General features: G+C 30.4%; 17 protein-coding genes. 8 read left to right on the top strand and 9 right to left on the bottom strand.

The window, feature by feature from the left end:
- The first annotated feature begins 48 nt into the window (after positions 1-48).
- The 4 genes from dnaE (at position 49) to ACSIGC_RS07425 (ending at position 7,322) form a co-directional block, all read left to right on the top strand.
- Positions 49-4,383 (top strand): DNA polymerase III subunit alpha, encoded by a 4,335-nt coding sequence (gene dnaE, locus ACSIGC_RS07440; protein WP_442267500.1) that lies wholly within the window; start codon positions 49-51, stop codon positions 4,381-4,383.
- Positions 4,384-4,740 carry a hypothetical protein gene (locus ACSIGC_RS07435; RefSeq protein WP_442267499.1) on the top strand — a complete coding sequence of 119 codons (357 nt, stop codon included), beginning with the start codon at positions 4,384-4,386 and terminating at the stop codon, positions 4,738-4,740.
- A gap of 622 nt (positions 4,741-5,362) precedes the next feature.
- Positions 5,363-6,688 carry a D-arabinono-1,4-lactone oxidase gene (locus ACSIGC_RS07430; RefSeq protein WP_442267498.1) on the top strand — a complete coding sequence of 442 codons (1,326 nt, stop codon included), beginning with the start codon at positions 5,363-5,365 and terminating at the stop codon, positions 6,686-6,688.
- Positions 6,675-7,322: an HAD family hydrolase gene (locus tag ACSIGC_RS07425; RefSeq protein WP_442267497.1), complete on the top strand. Its 648-nt coding sequence runs from the start codon at positions 6,675-6,677 to the stop codon at positions 7,320-7,322. Before ACSIGC_RS07430 ends, ACSIGC_RS07425 begins: the two co-directional genes overlap by 14 nt.
- Positions 7,323-7,327: 5 nt before the next feature.
- Here the strand turns inward: ACSIGC_RS07425 and ACSIGC_RS07420 are convergent, their stop codons facing one another.
- Together ACSIGC_RS07420 and ACSIGC_RS07415 are read right to left on the bottom strand one after the other, a co-directional pair.
- Positions 7,328-8,029, bottom strand: a complete 702-nt coding sequence (locus tag ACSIGC_RS07420; protein WP_442267496.1) for a LytR/AlgR family response regulator transcription factor — start codon at positions 8,027-8,029, stop codon at positions 7,328-7,330.
- A 1-nt stretch (position 8,030) separates the two neighbouring features.
- Complete coding sequence (locus ACSIGC_RS07415; protein ID WP_442267495.1) at positions 8,031-9,140, bottom strand: sensor histidine kinase; 1,110 nt, start codon at positions 9,138-9,140, stop codon at positions 8,031-8,033.
- A 142-nt stretch (positions 9,141-9,282) separates the two neighbouring features.
- Between ACSIGC_RS07415 and ACSIGC_RS07410 the strand changes: the two genes are divergently transcribed.
- The 4 genes from ACSIGC_RS07410 to ACSIGC_RS07395 all read left to right on the top strand — a co-directional run bounded on the left by ACSIGC_RS07410 (position 9,283) and on the right by ACSIGC_RS07395 (position 13,969).
- Positions 9,283-10,128, top strand: coding sequence for an SMP-30/gluconolactonase/LRE family protein (locus ACSIGC_RS07410; RefSeq protein ID WP_442267494.1), 846 nt, complete (start codon positions 9,283-9,285; stop codon positions 10,126-10,128).
- Between the two features lies 1 nt (position 10,129).
- On the top strand, positions 10,130-12,292 hold the full coding sequence (locus ACSIGC_RS07405; RefSeq protein WP_442267493.1) for a DUF5916 domain-containing protein: 2,163 nt from the start codon (positions 10,130-10,132) through the stop codon (positions 12,290-12,292).
- 6 nt (positions 12,293-12,298) lie between these two features.
- Positions 12,299-13,333 carry a DUF4405 domain-containing protein gene (locus tag ACSIGC_RS07400; protein WP_442267492.1) on the top strand — a complete coding sequence of 345 codons (1,035 nt, stop codon included), beginning with the start codon at positions 12,299-12,301 and terminating at the stop codon, positions 13,331-13,333.
- A gap of 93 nt (positions 13,334-13,426) precedes the next feature.
- Complete coding sequence (locus tag ACSIGC_RS07395) at positions 13,427-13,969, top strand: hypothetical protein (protein ID WP_442267491.1); 543 nt, start codon at positions 13,427-13,429, stop codon at positions 13,967-13,969.
- Here the strand turns inward: ACSIGC_RS07395 and gldA are convergent.
- The 7 genes from gldA to ACSIGC_RS07360 all read right to left on the bottom strand — a co-directional run bounded on the left by gldA (position 13,966) and on the right by ACSIGC_RS07360 (position 18,715).
- Entirely contained in the window at positions 13,966-14,859 is an 894-nt protein-coding gene (gldA, locus tag ACSIGC_RS07390; protein WP_442267490.1) for a gliding motility-associated ABC transporter ATP-binding subunit GldA, read from the bottom strand. The genes ACSIGC_RS07395 and gldA overlap by 4 nt on opposite strands.
- A gap of 2 nt (positions 14,860-14,861) precedes the next feature.
- Positions 14,862-15,323 carry a GNAT family N-acetyltransferase gene (locus ACSIGC_RS07385; protein ID WP_442267489.1) on the bottom strand — a complete coding sequence of 154 codons (462 nt, stop codon included), beginning with the start codon at positions 15,321-15,323 and terminating at the stop codon, positions 14,862-14,864.
- Positions 15,323-15,808 carry a dihydrofolate reductase gene (locus ACSIGC_RS07380; protein ID WP_442267488.1) on the bottom strand — a complete coding sequence of 162 codons (486 nt, stop codon included), beginning with the start codon at positions 15,806-15,808 and terminating at the stop codon, positions 15,323-15,325. Before ACSIGC_RS07380 ends, ACSIGC_RS07385 begins: the two co-directional genes overlap by 1 nt.
- Positions 15,809-15,823: 15 nt before the next feature.
- Complete coding sequence (locus ACSIGC_RS07375; RefSeq protein ID WP_095069702.1) at positions 15,824-16,009, bottom strand: hypothetical protein; 186 nt, start codon at positions 16,007-16,009, stop codon at positions 15,824-15,826.
- A gap of 90 nt (positions 16,010-16,099) precedes the next feature.
- Complete coding sequence (locus tag ACSIGC_RS07370; RefSeq protein ID WP_442267487.1) at positions 16,100-16,924, bottom strand: thymidylate synthase; 825 nt, start codon at positions 16,922-16,924, stop codon at positions 16,100-16,102.
- A 528-nt stretch (positions 16,925-17,452) separates the two neighbouring features.
- Positions 17,453-17,629, bottom strand: a complete 177-nt coding sequence (locus tag ACSIGC_RS07365) for a hypothetical protein (RefSeq protein ID WP_442267486.1) — start codon at positions 17,627-17,629, stop codon at positions 17,453-17,455.
- Positions 17,630-17,950: 321 nt separating this feature from the next.
- Positions 17,951-18,715, bottom strand: a complete 765-nt coding sequence (locus tag ACSIGC_RS07360; protein ID WP_442267485.1) for a hypothetical protein — start codon at positions 18,713-18,715, stop codon at positions 17,951-17,953.
- Between the last annotated feature and the right edge of the window lie 28 nt (positions 18,716-18,743).

The raw sequence follows: 18,743 nt of genomic DNA, 5'->3' as shown, positions 1-18,743 counted from the left end.
AAAATAAATCGTAAATTTACACTCTAAAAATCACATCAATTTTACGGAATGTATTTAATCTTTGATACAGAAACTACTGGTTTACCTAAGAGTTGGAATGCTCCAATTACAGATACTGATAACTGGCCTAGAGCAATACAAATTGCTTGGCAGTTGCATGATGAAATGGGAAGGTTAATTGAGCACAACGATTTCTTAATTAAAGCAGATGGATTTAATATTCCGTTTGATGCTGAACGTATACATGGTATTTCTACAGAGTTAGCTAATGAACAAGGAATTGGTCTTGCTGAAGGATTAGATTTATTTAATAAAGCCTTAAAAAAGACAAAGTTTGTTGTTGGTCAGAATGTAGGATTCGATGTGAATATTATGGGATGTGAATTCCATCGATTAGGTATTGAAAATAATTTAACAGAATTACCAGTTTTAGATACCTGTACGGAGCTAACAGCTTCCATGTGTCAAATTCCTGGAGGTAGAGGAGGTAAATTTAAATTACCAACCTTAACAGAGTTACATCAACATTTATTTGGTGTCGGATTTAACGAAGCGCACAACGCAACGGCCGATGTTGAGGCAACAACACGTTGTTTCTTAGAATTATTACGTTTAAAACATTATCCGTTAGAAGTATTAGATGTTCCAGAAGATTACTACGCAAAGTATTCTGAAACGAATCCAATGCCAATTCAGCTAATAGGTTTAAAACATTTAAACTTAAAGGCAGAAAGTGATAAAATTAGAAAGCGTCAAGCTGCTGCTTCAAGTGAAGGAAATGCACAATCAACTTCAGAAGGTTTAGCTCAATTAGAAGGAGTTCAGTTTGCGCATTTACATAACCACTCTCAATTCTCTGTATTACAATCTACCATTCAAATTAATGGATTAGTTGCTGCGGCTGCAAAAGATAATATGAGTGCAGTTGCTTTAACAGATACAGGAAATATGATGGCGGCATTCCATTTTACCTCTGCAGTTGCCAATCATAATAAATCTGCTGAAACACCATTAAAGCCTATTGTAGGTTGTGAGTTCTTTATTTGTGAAGATCATAAAGACAAAACAAGAAAAGACAACGGTTATCAGGTTGTTTTATTAGCGAAAAATAAACGAGGGTATCATAACTTAGCTAAAATGTCATCAACGGCTTTCGTCGATGGATTTTATTATGTGCCTAGAATTGATAAAGAGATTGTAAAACAATACAAAGAAGATGTTATTGTTTTAACAGGAAACTTATACGGTGAAGTTCCAAGTAAGATTTTAAATGTTGGTGAAAAACAAGCTGAGGAAGCTTTGTTATGGTGGAAAGAAGAGTTTGGAGATGATCTGTACATAGAGTTAATGCGACACGGACAAGAAGATGAAGATGCCGTGAACCGTACGTTATTAGAGTTTGCTAAAAAACATGAGATTAAAATTGTAGCAACCAATAACACTTATTATTTAGGAAAAGAAGAAGCGAATGCACATGATATTTTATTGTGTGTAAAAGACGGAGAAAAACAAGCAACTCCAAAAGGTAGAGGTAGAGGTTATCGTTATGGTTTGCCTAACGATGAATATTATTTCAAATCTACAGAAGAAATGAAAAAGCTTTTTGCTGATATTCCTGAAGCAATTAGCAACATTCAAGAAATTGTAGATAAAGTAGAAGCATTCACTTTAGCACGTGATGTATTATTACCAGCCTTTGAAATTGGTGAAGAATTTCAAGATGCACAAGATGAAGTCGATGGTGGTAAACGAGGAGAGAATAACTATCTACGTCATTTAACTTACGAAGGAGCTAAAATTCGTTATGGTGAACTTACTGAAAAGATTACAGAACGACTAGATTTTGAGTTAGATGTAATTGCAAAAACAGGATATCCTGGATATTTCTTAATTGTAGAAGATTTTATTCGTGCAGCTCGTGAAATGGGAGTTTCCGTAGGTCCAGGTCGTGGATCTGCTGCCGGTTCCGTAGTTGCATATTGTTTATGGATTACCAATATAGATCCTATTAAGTATGATTTACTTTTTGAGCGTTTCTTAAATCCTGAACGTGTATCCATGCCCGATATCGATATTGATTTTGATGATGAAGGTCGTGGTCGTGTAATGGATTATGTAATCGAAAAGTATGGAGCCAATCAGGTAGCACAAATTATTACTTATGGTACCATGGCGGCGAAATCTTCGTTACGTGATACAGCCAGAGTGTTAGATTTACCATTATTTGAAGCTGATAGAATTGCAAAACTTGTCCCAGGAATTAAGCTGAAAAACATTTTCGGTGAAGATGAAAAAAGTAAAGGAAAAGTAGCAGGTTTACGTGCAGAAGAGAAAGAGAATGTAAATGAGCTAAAAGCCATAGCACAAGGAACAGGATTAGAAGCTAATACAATTAATCAAGCAGTTGTATTAGAAGGTTCGGTTCGTAATACAGGTATTCACGCCTGTGGGGTAATTATTACTCCAGATGATATCACGAAATTCGTTCCAGTATCCTTAGCTAAAGACTCTGATATGTATGTAACACAATTCGATAACTCGGTTGTGGAAAGTGCAGGATTACTAAAAATGGATTTCTTGGGGTTAAAAACATTAACCCTAATTAAAGACACAGTTAAGATTGTAAAAGCACGTCATGGAGTAGAACTCGATCCAGAGAATTTTCCTATTGATGATGAAGAAACATATGCGTTATTCCAAAGAGGAGAAACCGTTGGTATTTTCCAGTACGAATCTCCTGGAATGCAAAAATACATGCGTGAATTAAAGCCTACAGTATTTGCCGATCTTATTGCCATGAATGCATTATATCGTCCAGGGCCGTTAGAATATATTCCTTCTTTTATCCGAAGAAAGCACGGAGATGAAGAAATTGAATATGATCTTCCTGCGATGGAAGAATATTTAGCAGAGACTTACGGAATTACGGTATATCAGGAGCAAGTAATGCTACTGTCGCAAAAACTAGCAGATTTTACCAAAGGTGAAGCCGATGTACTTCGTAAGGCGATGGGTAAAAAGCAGGCGGCGGTTCTAGCGAAGATGAAACCAAAATTTGTAGATCAGGCAAAAGCAAATGGACACGATGAAAAAGCTTTAGAGAAGATTTGGAAAGACTGGGAAGCATTTGCATCGTATGCCTTTAACAAATCGCACTCTACATGTTATGCTTGGATTGCCTATCAAACTGCATATTTAAAAGCACATTATCCTGCAGAATATATGGCTGCGGTACTTTCCAACAATATGAATGATATTAAAACAGTATCGTTTTTTATGGAAGAGTGTAAGCGTATGGGATTAGAAGTATTGGGGCCAGATGTAAATGAATCGTATTCTAAATTCTCTGTAAATAAAGAAGGCGCAGTTCGTTTTGGAATGGCTGCTATTAAAGGAGTAGGAGCTTCAGCGGTAAAAGCAATTATCGATGAACGAAAAGAAAACGGACATTATAATTCAATCTTTGATGTTGCCAAACGAGTAGATTTACGTGTAGCGAATAAAAAAGCATTCGAAGGTTTGGTGTTAGCAGGAGGATTCGATTCGTTTACAAATACACATAGAGCTCAGTATTATGTTAAAGATGAAAAAGAACAAACGTTTTTAGAAAAAGCGATTCGTTTCGGAAATAAATATCAAGAAAATCAGAATTCTTCTCAAGTATCTTTATTTGGAGAAGCAAGTGAAGTAGATTTGCCGGAACCAATTATTCCTGAGTGCGACACTTGGGGAACTATGGAGTTATTAGCGAGAGAAAAAGAAGTTGTAGGAATGTATATTTCTGCACATCCGTTAGATGATTTTAAAAACGAATTAAAGTTTTGCAATGGAAATGTGAGTTACTTTAAAGACTTAGCAAAATATGAAGGTATGGCAATAACCTTCGGTGGTATTCTTACAGATGTTCAGCATCGTATTTCTAAAGCAGGAAAAGGTTGGGCTTCATTTATTATTGAAGATTATAACGATAGTTTTGAGTTTAGAATCTTTGGAGAAGAATATCTACGTTTCAAACACTTTTTAGTACCAAATTCTTTCTTATATGTAAAAACTATGGTAAAGCCAGGTTGGGTGAATAAAGAAGGTGTAAAAGGTGATCCTAGAGTCGGATTTACAGAGTTCTTACTCTTACACGATATCATGGAAAAGATGTGTAAGAAGTTAACCATAAAATTGGCACTGAAAGATGTTAAAGAAGATTTTATAAAAGATTTCCAACATCTATGTGTATTAAATTCTGGTTCACATTCTTTACGTTTTGTAATTTATGATGTAGAAGAAAAATTAGAAATAGATATACCTAGTAGAACTACCAAGATTAACATTACCAGTGAGTTTTTAGCAAAGTTAGATGAAGAGCATATTGATTATAAGTTGAATTAAATGTCTCAAAATTATCAAAATAGTTTAGCCTTATTAAATCAAGTTGTTGATAAGAAGTTATACGAACAATTGATATATCAATTAAATAAAGACTTCCAGCTTGTTGGTTTAGATGTGGTTTTTCATAAAGAAAGTACACCTCTAGCGTTAAAAACTAAACTGCAAGAAACTGTAAAGTATTTATTATTGAATGATTCCGATGGGTATTACAATTTACTGTATCGTATCGATGTTTCTGAAGCTTCATTAAAAGGTATAAACATATCAGAAATTGATTATTATTCAGAAGAAGTAGCTTTTTTAATCCTAAAAAGAGTTAGGAAAAAAGTTTATTTTAAGAATAAATATTCTCACTAAATACTGTTGTTAAATACAAGTAAAAGAATCCGTCAACCTGAACTGTTTCAGGTTCTCATGATATCTATTGTCACTTCGAGTGCGCGTAAGAATGGAGCGTGTATCGGGAAGTGCTTAGGAGTTCTAAATTCGTTCTTGATACAAAATTGTTTTCCTCTTTGTTCTAATCAATTTCACTCGAACTGACAGGTAGGTTTTTTATTGTCACTTCGAGTGCGCGTAAGAATGAAGTGTGTATCGAGAAGTGCTTGGGAGTTCTAAATTCGTTCTCGATACTAATTTGATCTCATTAACATTCATAAATTCACTCGAACTGACAAGTAGGTTTTCTATTGTCACTTCGAGTAAAATAAATCAAAGCATAGCGAAGGATTTGTTTTGTATCGAGAAGTAGTTATAATAAATAGTTCTCGATACTAATTTTACCTCATTAATATTCGTCAAATTCACTCGAACTGACATTTGACGTCTATTTTGAAACAAGCTAAGGACAGGTGAACACAAAGTATTATGTCAATAGCACTATAGAAAATACAAATCATAAAGAATTAAATGTCCTTTAGTTTACAGTATTTTTGCAAACTAAAATGTAAACATTGTATTTTATTATTTTTTAATGTTCATGAAACAAAATAAAAATGGAGTTTGGGTTAGTTGGAATGAAAACTTAAAGTACAACTATAAATCGTTATACACGATTAAAACAGAAGAGGAATTACAAGAGGTTATTGCTAAAAGTGAAAAGATACGTTTTTTTGGAAGTAAACAATCTTCTGCAGATATCGCAGCAGGAACAGAAACCTTAATTGATATTACTGCCTACAACAAGATATTAGAATTTAATGATACTGATAAAACTATCACGGTACAATCTGGAGTATTATTAAAAGATTTATTAGAAGCTGTTGAGGCCAAAGGTTGGTGTATTCCTTGTTTGCCAGATATTAATACTGTAACTGTTGGTGGAGCTTTAGCTACAGGAACACATGGCACAAGCGGAAAATTATTAAGTGAATATGTTACGCAATGTAGATTAATATTAGCTGATGGTTCTGTAAAAGAAATTCATGAAGGAGAAGAGTTAATGGATGCTGTTCGTGTTTCATTAGGAGTTTTAGGCGTATTTTCTACGGTAACTTTTTCTTGTGAAGAAATTTATACGCTTCATGTAAAAGAACATCCAGAAAGTGATGCAGAGTGGTTGCCAAAAATTAAAGAACGTTTAAAACAACACGACTTTTTAAGAGTATTATGGTTACCGCATACAGATAAAGGTTATGTGATTACTGGAGATAAAATCGATCCAAATACAGAAGTACAAGAAGATTTAGGTCCAAAATATTTAAAGCACAGAAGAAAAGCTTCTAAAATTTTATACAAATACACACATCTTTTCCCTTGGTTTACTGCTGTAGCAAATAAACTGTTGTATAGAGGTTTTTTCAGAGCGACAAAAGAACATAAAGGATCGTTGTATCAAGCAACGGTTACTAAATCTCGAGGTTCTACGTTAGAGTTAGCAGAATGGACAATCAGTTTAGATGTTTTTCCAAAGGTATTCGAAGAGTTAAAAAGAGAAATCAATAAATGGTCGAACAAATCTTTTATTCATATTCCTATGGATGTTCGTTTTGTATATAAAGACAAATCTTGGTTGAGTTATGCCTACGGACAAGATACGGTGACTATGGGATGTGTTTCTAGAAATGCAGCCACTGCAGATTCTTACGAAGCGTTTAGAAGTGTAGAAAGAATTTTCTTAAAATATGGAGGAAGACCACATTGGGGAAAGCGTTTTAAAGCAAAAGATACCGAACTTTCTCAAGTGTATGAAAAATGGGATGATTTTAAAACACTACGCAAATCATTTGACCCAACTAATAAATTTTTAAATTCGTATTTAACAGAATTATTTAACGAAAAAGAAGTTGAACATGCCTACGCCTAAAGGAATTTTATTTGATTTTGATGGAGTAGTGGTAGATAGTTTTGAAAGCCATTATTCTGCTTGGTCATCAGCGTTTAAAGAGTTGTTTAATGAAGAAATAGCTCCTTATCCGAAAAGTCATGTTGGTAAATCACCAAAAAAAATAGCGAGATATTTTTGTGAACAAATAGGTAAAGGAGAACAGTTTGAAGATTTGTTTTTTCTGAAGGATAAACATTTAGAACTGTATTTTAAAGTTCCGAATTTATTACCAGGAGTTACTGAGTTTACAGATTATTTATCTACGAATAAAGTGCCTTATGGAATTGCGAGTAATGCAACAAAATTATTCTTGAAACAATCGATAAAACATTTAGATTTAAATTTTCCTGTAGTTTTTGGAGTAGAAGATTATAAGAAACCAAAACCAGCACCAGAAGCTTATATAACTTTAGCTACAGCTTTAGAATTTTCTGAAGAAGAATTTAAAGATTTATGGGTTTTTGAAGATAGTTTAACAGGAATATCAGCAGCAAAATCCGCTGGAATGCAACCGATTGGAATATTATCTAAATATACAGCAGAAGAAATGAAAGCGGCAGGTAGTATACAAGTCTTTAAAAATTTAAAGGAAGCTTTTGATAGTTTGATTTAATGTTTTTAAAGTAGTTTAGCTATGGTGTTTTTATAACTCTCTCCAATAGGAATTTCAAAAACTCCAATTTCTACATCTTGTTTTGTATAAGCTGTAATTTTATCTTTATTAACTATATAAGAACGATGTGTGCGTAAAAAACGGTTATCTAATTGTTTTTCAAAAGCAGTTAAGCTATATTTTACTATATGGCTTTCGTTTTCAGAATGAATTTTAATGTAATCTTTTACACTTTCAATGTATAAAATACGATCAAAAAAAACTTTTACTTGTTTACGATTTTTTCTCACATAAATATAGTTTGGAGAAGAATTGATTGAAGTTAAAGTTGTGTTTGATTTGTGTGTAGCATTATTATGTTGATCTAAAAACTTTTCTACAGCCCTAAAAAATCGTTCAAAAGTAATTGGTTTTAAAAGGTAATCTATAGCATTTAAATCAAAGCCATCTATAGCATAATCTCTATGGGCTGTTGTAAAAATTACTTTAGGTTTTTCAATTAAATTTTTAAAAAAATCTGTGCCTCGTAATACAGGCATTTCTATATCTAAAAAGAGCAGATCAACTTGTTGTTGTTTCAAAACTTTGCTGGCTTCTATGGCATTTTCACATATAGCAACAATTTTAAAATCATTTAATTGATTTAAATGATTTTTAATTAAGTTTCTTGCAAATTCTTCATCGTCAACTATTACGCAGGTATACATGTTATGATTTTAATAGTAAAGTTACAGAATAAAGATTTGGTGTATCTGAGATTTTTATATCGTAATCTTCAGTGTACAATAAATCTAATTGTTTTCTAATATTTATTAAACCTAATTTCTTTTGGTTTGATTTTAGAACTGCATCGGGTTTCGTGTTTTCGACCTTAAATTTAAGAATATCGTTGTTTGCGTATAATTCAATTATAATTTTAGCTTGATGTAATTCTTGTTTAACACCATGTTTAAAAGCATTTTCAATAAAAGTTAAAAAGATTAAAGGAGCTACTTTTGTTGAGGTACTTATTTCTTTGTTAAATGTTATTTCTACTCGTTTTCCATAGCGTAATTTTTCTAAAGCGAGGTAGTTTTCTATGAGTTCAATTTCTTTTTCTAAAGAAACGTATTTGTCATTACATCGATACAAGATATAATCTAAAATATCCGATAGTTTTTCAATAACTAATGGTGTTTTGTCTGATTTTTCAAGAGCAAGCGAATATAAATTATTTAATGTGTTGAATAAAAAATGAGGGTTCAACTGATTTTTTAAAGCATTAAGTTCCGCAATTTTTTTTTGTTCGTTTGAAATAGAAAGTTTCAAATTTTTATCATACCACAGAAAAGGAATTAAAAAAAATGTAGGCTGTATAAATAACCATGTAAGTATAATAAAATCTTTTTTCCAACTTAATACTTGTTCGAAAAAAGAGAGGTGCCCATATTTTGATTTAAACCGAGTATAACAAGTATCACTATCCATAGTATCTATAACTGCATGCCATGTAACATAAATGCTATTAAGAAAAACAAATAGAAGACTTATGAGTATTGCAAATTCTAAAATGTTTTTTCTTTTTTTATATAAAGGGTATATCCCGTAAATTATGGAGTAGGCCGTTATTATTTGAAATAAAAGGTAAACAAATTTAATTTCAAGTAATTTTTGAGTAGAGTTATAATATACTCTGTCAATTGCTAAGTAGAAAGAGAATACAGCTAACCAGAATAAGACGTGTTTGTAAATTGGTTTGTTTAAATATGTAAAAAGTGTATTCATCATAGGCCTTAAAATTACTACTTCTAAGTTTTTAAAAATATTTTTATCTACCAATATCTGTTTTTCGTCTATGAACCCTTAATAATTCTTATTTGGCGAAAAATTTAGTGTACACCTTCTAAAAAAACTAGTTCGTCTACTTTCTATAAATAGCTTTTTAATCTCAGTTACATTCGTGGTAAATATAAAATGAATTATGATGAGAACTTTTGTTTTAAGTTGTTTTGCAGTCTTGTTTTCACTAAGTGGATTAGCTCAAAAAAAAGGAATGCCTAAACTTACATTTCTGTGGGAAACAGAAGCTGTACTTAATGATTTAGAATCTGTGATTTATGATGCAAAACGGAAAGTGTTTTATGTAACTAATATTAATGGGCATTGGCTAAAACCTAATGGAAAAGGATTTATTAGTAAACTAGCTTTAAACGGTGAAATTATTGAACGGAAATGGATTGAAAACATTGATGGTCCTACTGGTACAGCAATGTATAATGATAAGTTATTTGTTGCAGATTTCAATGTGATTTTAGAAATTGATTTAAATGAAGAGAAAATAAAAAAGGTTCATAATATTAAAGGAGCTACACGTATAAATGATTTATGTGTTAGTAAAGAAGGGATTGTTTTTGGAAGTGGAACTAAAAGTGGGAAATTATTTGCTATAGAAAAAGATAAAGTAAGTGTTGTAAAAGAAAATTTAGATTGGCCTAATGGATTGTTATATGAAGAGAATAAGGTGATAATTGGCTTAGGCGATAAAACCGTAAAAAGCTATGATTTAAAAAGTAAAAAACTAACTACTATAACATCTAATATTTCAAATCCAGATGGAATTGTAGCACTTGATAATGGAAGTTATTTAATTTCTAGTTGGGAAGGAATGATTCATTATGTTACTGCTAATGGAGATAAAAAAGTGCTGTTAGATACTAGAAAAGAAAAAATAAATGCTGCGGATATTACATACATTCCAAGTTTACAAATGGTATTGGTACCAGCAATGTTACAACATAAGTTAATGGCATATAAATTAGAGTTGTAGGATGAAAGGTGTTGTTTTCTTATTGTTTTTTTCCATAGTGATACAGGCGCAAGAGTATACCATTCCGTTTTTGAATACTTCTGTAAAAGTAGATGGAAATTTAAAGGAATCTGTTTGGAAGCTAGCTCCTAGTTATTCTGGATTTCATAATTTTTATCCAGATGATGTTGGAAAAGCTAAAAATCAAACAACAGTAAAACTATATCATAATGGAGAGTTTTTGTATGTGGCGGTAGCGTATAAAGAAGAGGAGGATAAAGCTGTTATTAGTTCATTAAAACGAGATGATTATGGAGGGGTAATTGTAGAAAGTGAATGTTTTCAGTTAATAATTGATACCTACAATAAGAAAACGAACGGATATTTATTTGGTGTGAATTCAAGCAACGCACAGTTTGATGCTTTAGTTGGATTTAACGGGAATGGTTTTTCTTTTAATGAAAGTTGGAATACAATATGGAAATCTGCTCAAACTAAGAAAAATGGGATGCAATTTTTTGAAATAGCAATTCCTTTAAAAGCATTCGCATATACTATTAATGATGCCGTTTGGGGAATTAATTTTGTGTATAGAGATATGAATCCAAATAACTGGATGTCTTTCACAGATATGTCTAGAAATTTTATTCAATACGATTTACGAAATACAGTTCCTTTTAAATTAGAAAAATTACCAAAACAAAATAATGCTAAGTTTATTGTAATCCCATCAACGACTTATAACCATCAAAAAAATGTGATGGATAATAAAACAACATCAGAGTTTGTACCAAGCTTAGATGCGCAATATAGTATTACTTCATCATTAAAGTTAGATGCAACTATTCATCCTGATTTTTCACAAGTAGACGTAGATCAGCAAGTAACGAATCTGACTAGATTTGCTGTTAATTTTCCAGAACGTCGTAATTTCTTTATTGAGAATAGTGATCTTTTTTCAAACTTAGGAACTAATGAAGTAAACCCATTTTACTCTAGAAGAATTGGAGCTTCTGGAAATATGCAGTTTGGATTAAAATTATCAGGAAATATTACACCAAAAACTAGATTAGGTTTTTTAAACGTGCAAACCAATAAGAGAGAAGAAAATAAAGCCCAGAATTATGGAGCTTTAGTGATACAGAATCAGTTGACTAAAAGTTTTACGAGCACAGTTTTTATGTTAAATAGACAAGAAACAGATCGATTTAATTTTACAGATAATTTTAATAGAGTTGCAGGAGTAAACATAAATTATAAATCTCAAAATAATAAATGGACAGGAGTCGTTAATTTAGGTAAGAGTTTTACCTCTGACGTTAAAAACAAAAATCAGTTTTATAATTTGGGAGTAGATTATACAACTAAAAAAATTGAAGGTAGTTTTTCTATATCAAAAGTTGATGAGAATTATATTACAGATATAGGTTTTGTGCCTAGATTGTATAATTACGATGCTGTAAATAATGAGGTAATTAGAGAAGGATATTGGTCTGCTAAATCTGAGGTTAGCTTATTAGCTTTTCCCGAAAAATCAAAAAAAATACAAACCATTCGTTATTTCTTTCCTAGTAATACTACTTATTGGAATGAAAAAGGAGAAATAACCCAATCTTTAACATTTGTGAATCAGGCGTTGTTCTTTAGGAATACAGCTTCTGTATTTGTTGATTTTAGCCATCAGTATGTTGATTTACAATATGGTTTTGATCCTCTTAATAATGGAAATTCTATTCAGCCAGATGAGTATAGTTTTGGAGCATTACAATTAGGATACAATTCACCGTTTAACAAACAAGTTTCTTATAGTGTAGGAGTACAATATGGAGATTATTATCAAGGAACAAGAACTCGGTTTTATACTTTTTCTACATTTCGATTGTTGCCTTTCGCTAAAATTGGTGCAGATTATGAGATAAATTATCTTAATTTAAAAGAACTAGGTATTAAACCCTTCCATTTAGCAAGATTTACAGGAGAAGTCTTTTTTAACAATCGATTGAATTGGACTACATATATACAGTATAATACTCAGCAAAATAATTTTAATGTGAATAGTAGAGTTCAATGGGAATATAAGCCATTATCGTATTTCTATTTTGTAATCACCGATAACTTTAATCAATATATCTCTAGAAATAACTGGGGAATTTCTTTAAAAATAAACCATCGATTCGATTTTTAATTAATTATGAAATTAAGAAAGATAATTAGTATAAGTATAGCTATAAGTTTTATGGTGTTATGTATTACTGGGATTTTAATGTATACAAAACCATTTTATAAAATCACAGCATCTATACATACGGTATTTGGATTTTTATTTACCCTAATGGCTATAATTCATATGCGTAATAATATAAAACCATTAAAAATGTATAGTGTAAATAAGAAAAATAATTTTTTAAGTATACCTTTAATTACATCTTTAGTAGTTATGGGAGTTTTAATTACTGGAATACTACTTAATATTTCGGGGTTTAATACAGTTTATGAGTATGGCAATGAATATCGCAATAGTTTAGAAGGCAAAAAGATATTGGCAGATGGAACCGAAAGTATAACTGTAAATGAGGATATAAGTAATGTAAATATTGAGATTGATGTAAAAATAGGAGAAGCCTTTCGATATGCAATGATGGTTATTTGGGTAGAAGATATGGATGGAAATTACATAGAGAGTTTATTTGTACCAAAATCAATAGCAACAAGCGAATATCACAATGGTAAACCTGATAAAAATGGTATTTGGAAACCAGCAATTGTTAGGCGTCCAGAATCATTACCATATTGGGCACATAAAAGAGGTATAAAAGCTTCAGATGGGTTGTATATTCCGTTAGGAAAAGCATACGATATAGATGCGGTATCTGGCGCAACTCCTTCAGATGACTTTATTATTCATTCTAAAGCTAAAAATGTAAATTTAAAGCAGTTTAGAATTTTAATGGAAGTAAATCAATCTTTTAATTGGAATACTTATTATAATAAGAATCGTTTTCCTAATGATAGTATTTATAATGGTTCAGGTAGGGTAGGGCAACCAGCTATTGTATATGCAGTTACTATAGATTTAAAAAAAATAAGAAACTCTAAAAACTATTTATTTGAAGTTATAGGGCATAGTCATCATTCTGGACAAACAGGAGAATTATTTACAGATCTATCTAATATTACAACAGCATTAGATATTATTGATAGAGGAATAGTAAAGGTGAAAAAATAAAAAGCAAATGATAATATTTAAGCTATTGTTTTTCTGTTCTTTTAACTATTATTAGTAACTTTATTGAGTTAACACTTTTGAATATTTATAGTTATGAATGAATTAAAAGTAGTATCTGATATTAATATTGAGAAACTTTCAGAATCACATCAAAATCAATTAGAAGAAATTTTAAATCTTTTTAAAGAAATGAATGCTTCAATAATTGAACCTCATATAGATGAAGATCTAAATGAAGATTATAAAAATGAAGATGGAGAAAAGCTTGGTAAATATGCTGCATTAGCTATTTTAAGAGATTTGTTTTTAGATTTTAAAAAGAGTAATGATACTGCAATTAATTTGGAAGTAGGTAAATGTAAGACAAATTGCTATCCTGATTGTTGTGTGTTTAATTTATCAGGGAATATTTCTAAGAAGAATTTTGCGTTTGTTTTAGATAAACAAGATGGAATTATTAAAACATTGCATTATTGTGGTATGTTTTCAACCAAAGATAATGTTAGAAGAATAGTTGATGTTGATATGTATCTTAATGCTTCTAAAAAGGAAGCTGAATTAAGAGGTAAAGATGTTCAAAACTACAATGATCCAGAGATAAGACAAATAATGAAACAAATTTTAGAAAATTACTAAGACGTTAGTTCTCTAAATAGTGTTTCTAAATTTTTATTTTCAGAATTCAATTCCAAGATTTTTAAACCATATTCTTGAGCAAAATCAAATAATTTTGGACGCATATCTTCTTCTGTTTCAAATGTAAGTGTCCAAGAATTGTCGTAATTATTTTTAATCGTTGTAATATTAGCTAAACGCTGTAAAAATTGCTCTTCAATTTTATAATCGAAACCAACTTTAATAGTTTGTTTGTTACCTTCTTTTAAGTCAACTAGTTTTTTATCAATTACAATTTTTCCATTATTAATAATAACGACACGATCGCAAACAGCTTCTACTTCTTGCATAATATGCGTAGAGAGTAATACAGTTTTATCTTTGCCTAATTCTTTAATTAAAGCTCTAATTTCAATTAATTGATTAGGATCTAAACCTGTTGTAGGTTCATCTAAAATTAATACAGATGGACTGTGTAAAATTGCTGCTGCTAATCCTACACGTTGACGATAACCTTTAGATAATTGACCTATTTTCTTATGTGATTCTTTATCTAATCCAACTTTTGAGATACAATCTGGAATATCATCTTTTGAAATATTATGAATATTTGCATGAAACTGTAAATATTCTTTCACATACATATCCAAATACAGTGGATTATGTTCTGGTAGGTATCCAACTTTTTTTTGAGCATCAATAGGGTTTTTAATTACATCAATATCGTCAACCAAAACCGTTCCTCCATCAGGCTGTAAAAAACCTGTTAAAACTTTCATTGTAGTAGATTTTCCGGCTCCATTAGGCCCCAAAAAACCAACGATTTCTCCTTTTTTTGCTGAAAAAGAAATGTTATCTACTGCTTTTTGTGTTCCGTATGTTTTAGTTATTTCTGAAAGTTGAATTGACATAATTAACTTTTTAATTGAATTTTAATAGCTTTCAATCCTGAAGAATCTAATGTAATATCTTCACAAAAAGTAAAGCCTAATTTTTTATAGAAACCTACTGGAGATTTATATAAAGTACCGTCTATTTTTTTATAATTGTTATTGGTAACCACCCAGCCATTTAAAATTGAATGATCTTGTTTGATCATAGAAATCAGTTTTCTTCCAATTCCTTTTCCTTGAGATTTCTGACTGAGAATCATTAAGAACCAACGTTCTTTTTCTCGTTCGAAATCAGCAAACCAACCAATAATGGTATTGCTATCTTTAATTAGAATATGATTAGCTTTATCTAGTGTGCCTAGATAATTATTAAATTCACTTATAGAATCATGTTGAATACAGCTAGGATATTCAGCATTCCATAATTCTCTTAAAGATTGTATTTCGTTGTATTGTAAAGTGGTAACTTTTATAATTTCCATTACTTTCTTTCGTAAGAAACGAAACTATAATCGTATTTATTTTTTTCGTCTGCTTTAAAATCTTCACGAGATACTTCTTTCCAAATAGAAAGATCTATCTCAGGGAAATAAACATCTGCTTCAAATGTTTCATGAACAATGGTAATATCTAAGCGATCAGCTAATTTTTGCTGTAAAGTCTGTTCATAAATTTGAGCCCCACCAATAATAAAAGCGTCTTTACCTTCGGTTAATTCAATAGCTTTTTCAATACTATCAGCAATTAAACAACCATCTTTAAAATAATCGTTGTTTCTAGTAATAATTACACTAGTTCGGTTAGGAAGAGGTTTTCCAATACTTTCAAAGGTATTTCTACCCATTAAAATATGATGGCCAGAAGTAACTTTTTTAAAACGTTTTAAATCGGCAGGTAAATGCCAAATTAAATCGTTATCTTTTCCTAATTCGTTGTTTTGGCCAATGGCCGCAATTATGGTGATCATAAATGTATAAAGGGTTTACATGTTTTTAACCCATTCTTTAATATAACCAACTAAATCTCTTTTGTCGGTTACATCATTATCTTTTGTATTCGAGTGTATGTTTTGAATGATGGTTTTAATAGCTAATAATACATTTTCATCATCAATTTCTGCCACTATATCGTAAATGTCTTCTTTTATCGTATCGATTTCTGCTATCATTTTTAATAAAACTTAATAGGTTTAGGTTACTAATTTAATCAGATTTTAGAAATCTGAAAGCTTTACACAAATAAAAGAACGTTAAAAAAACTAAACTGCTACAGTTCCTTTAATATGTGGATGAGGATTATAATCTAGTAATTCGAAATCCTCAAATGTAAAGTCTTCTATATTTTTAATAGAAGGATTTAATTTCATTTTAGGTAACGGTCTTGGTTCTCTAGTTAATTGTAATTCTACTTGTTCTCTATGGTTGTTATAAATATGAGCATCTCCAAAAGTGTGAATGAATTCTCCTGCTTCATAACCACAAACTTGTGCCATCATCATAGTGAATAAAGCATAACTAGCAATGTTGAAAGGTACACCCAGAAAAATATCTGCACTTCTTTGGTATAGTTGACAAGAGAGTTTTCCGTCAGCAACATAAAATTGAAAGAAAGCATGACATGGTGGTAAAGCAGCTTTACCATTAGCTACATTTTCTGAAAAAGGAATAGATGTATCTGGCATTACACTAGGATTCCATGCAGAAACTAACATTCTCCTACTATTAGGGTTCTTTTTTAAAGTGTTTATAACTTCTTTAAGTTGATCTATCTCTTCGCTATTCCAGTTTCGCCATTGATGTCCATAAACCGGGCCTAAATCTCCATTTTCATCTGCCCATTCATTCCAAATGCGTACTCCGTTTTCTTGTAGGTATTTTACATTTGTGTCTCCTTTTATAAACCATAATAATTCATAAATGATAGATTTAAGGTGAAGTTTTTTAGTTGTTACCATTGGAAAACCTTCACTTAAATCGAAACGCATTTGATAGCCAAAAACACTTTTAGTTCCTGTTCCTGTTCTATCTCCCTTTTCATTTCCGTTTTCTAAAACGTGTTTAACTAAATCTAAATATTGTTGCATTTATTATATGAATTATACAAGCAAAAATAAAAAAGCATCAACAAAACATGTTGATGCTTTAAAAATTGTTTTCAGCAAGTTATTAACCAACTTAAGAAAGGATTATTGATTAATTTTTTAATTTATTATCGTGGTAAATTATTTTTATCAGAATTAGACTCTATAGAATAATAATTTACTTGTTTAAAGGGATGATAATATATTGAGAGGTTGAATAAATTAAATACATGCCAATGTACAGTGTATATTGTTATGCCCAAATGCATCCACCGCGAACGCAGTACCCGTAGTCACAGAATTCGAAACCATTAACCATAACACAACATTGTCTATTACCTTTGCAATAAGGTCTGTTGTAATTAGCACCACCGATTTCACTTAATTCTTTTTTTGATAATACTTTTAATCCTTTAAGGTTCTTTAAGTTTTTCATAATAAAATGTTTTTGTAAACCTATATCCCATATAAGAATGAAATTTAGGTTTAAAGGTTAATAAAATTGTGTTTGAAAAAAGATTAGAATATATGTTAGTAGAACATACAACCGTAAATGGTACAACGACCTGGCTCACAAAACTCTGTTCCATTAATTATAAAGCAACATCTGTTTGAACCTTTACAGTAAGTTCTTATTGATCCTTTGATTTGTTTTAGTTGTTCTTTGTTTAAAACTTGAACACCATCTAAGTTTAGTAAATTTTTCATTATTTATTTAATTTTTGGTTAATACTCAAAATTGATATATACCTCAGTGATTAAATAAAATAGAAAGAAAAGGGGATAAGATAGATATTACACCAAATTAACTAGTTTGATCTTCGATAAATAAAATGATTAGTTACGAATTATCATAACTTTAAATAGAAAATTTCTAGAGGTAATAATTGAAGTGATTATATCATAAGTTTTGAATAAGTTTTTCTTTTTATTTATTTGATTAATATAGAGGTTGTTTGTAAATATAATAAAAAAACTTATTGTTTTTTGCTTTTTTTGAGGTAAAATAGTTTTTTTTGTGGGGTTAGTTTAAAATCCGGTTGTGAATAAATTTCTAGCTGCTTTCAATCCGCATTTTTGATATTTATGATAAGCTTTGGCTGCATGTTCTTTTATACTGTTTTGACTTGATGAGTTTAGCCAGGCGTTTATAGAAGCGTCTAAAGTATATGCCTCCGGAGCCATTAAATTTGTTGTCCACAGTATTGGATTTGCATTAGCTTTTTGAATGTGTTCTGAAAAATAATTTTTACTAAAACAAGCTAAAATGATAACATCATTTTTAATTTTTGAAGTTTTTTTATAATTAACATCAATCTGAAAATCCATTAACCCATCGTGCCCAATGTAGACTTGTAAATCAGATGCTCCGCCAAAATTCAAAGTTTCATTTTTGAACTTTAAATTTATTTTATTTTGTTGGTTTGAAGCTAATAGAAAATCTTTGATACAGTTTAATATTTTTTCTCCATCGTAAGCATCCGCTAAAAGGTATACATCTTTTGTTTTATGTTTAAAAAGAATTCTTTCAAGAATGTTTGATTGATCCGTTTCTATTTTAGAGATAAATTTCCATTCCTTTGTTTTGTATTTGAAGAAAGATTTTATTCCATAAGCTGCTCCCCAATATAAATTGTTTCTTGGATCTTTTCCATTTCCTAGTATTTTAGGAACAGGAACAATACCTTGAAATTCATTATCACATAAAGCCACAAATACATGAATTGTTTTTGTTTGTGAGTAGGTTTTAAAAACGAATACAGAAAATAATAGTAAGAAAATAACCTTTTTCATAAAGCACACAATATTATAGTTATTATTA

Source organism: Tenacibaculum aquaeponti (genome assembly GCF_052084715.1).
Taxonomy (GTDB): domain Bacteria; phylum Bacteroidota; class Bacteroidia; order Flavobacteriales; family Flavobacteriaceae; genus Polaribacter.
Note: the sequence above shows the minus strand (reverse complement) of the source record. Positions and strands in the feature narration are given on the sequence as shown.

Bases quoted from the DNA above. Each gene is read 5' to 3' on its own strand.
- ACSIGC_RS07405 (WP_442267493.1), top strand. From the start codon at position 10,130: ATGAAAGGTGTTGTTTTCTTATTGTTTTTTTCCATAGTGATACAGGCG.
- ACSIGC_RS07410 (WP_442267494.1), top strand. From the start codon at position 9,283: ATGATGAGAACTTTTGTTTTAAGTTGTTTTGCAGTCTTGTTTTCACTA.
- ACSIGC_RS07365 (WP_442267486.1), bottom strand. From the start codon at position 17,629: ATGAAAAATTTACTAAACTTAGATGGTGTTCAAGTTTTAAACAAAGAA.
- ACSIGC_RS07420 (WP_442267496.1), bottom strand. From the start codon at position 8,029: ATGTATACCTGCGTAATAGTTGACGATGAAGAATTTGCAAGAAACTTA.
- ACSIGC_RS07370 (WP_442267487.1), bottom strand. From the start codon at position 16,924: ATGCAACAATATTTAGATTTAGTTAAACACGTTTTAGAAAACGGAAAT.
- ACSIGC_RS07395 (WP_442267491.1), top strand. From the start codon at position 13,427: ATGAATGAATTAAAAGTAGTATCTGATATTAATATTGAGAAACTTTCA.
- dnaE (WP_442267500.1), top strand. From the start codon at position 49: ATGTATTTAATCTTTGATACAGAAACTACTGGTTTACCTAAGAGTTGG.
- ACSIGC_RS07360 (WP_442267485.1), bottom strand. From the start codon at position 18,715: ATGAAAAAGGTTATTTTCTTACTATTATTTTCTGTATTCGTTTTTAAA.
- ACSIGC_RS07375 (WP_095069702.1), bottom strand. From the start codon at position 16,009: ATGATAGCAGAAATCGATACGATAAAAGAAGACATTTACGATATAGTG.
- ACSIGC_RS07380 (WP_442267488.1), bottom strand. From the start codon at position 15,808: ATGATCACCATAATTGCGGCCATTGGCCAAAACAACGAATTAGGAAAA.
- ACSIGC_RS07435 (WP_442267499.1), top strand. From the start codon at position 4,384: ATGTCTCAAAATTATCAAAATAGTTTAGCCTTATTAAATCAAGTTGTT.
- gldA (WP_442267490.1), bottom strand. From the start codon at position 14,859: ATGTCAATTCAACTTTCAGAAATAACTAAAACATACGGAACACAAAAA.
- ACSIGC_RS07430 (WP_442267498.1), top strand. From the start codon at position 5,363: ATGAAACAAAATAAAAATGGAGTTTGGGTTAGTTGGAATGAAAACTTA.
- ACSIGC_RS07400 (WP_442267492.1), top strand. From the start codon at position 12,299: ATGAAATTAAGAAAGATAATTAGTATAAGTATAGCTATAAGTTTTATG.
- ACSIGC_RS07425 (WP_442267497.1), top strand. From the start codon at position 6,675: ATGCCTACGCCTAAAGGAATTTTATTTGATTTTGATGGAGTAGTGGTA.
- ACSIGC_RS07385 (WP_442267489.1), bottom strand. From the start codon at position 15,323: ATGGAAATTATAAAAGTTACCACTTTACAATACAACGAAATACAATCT.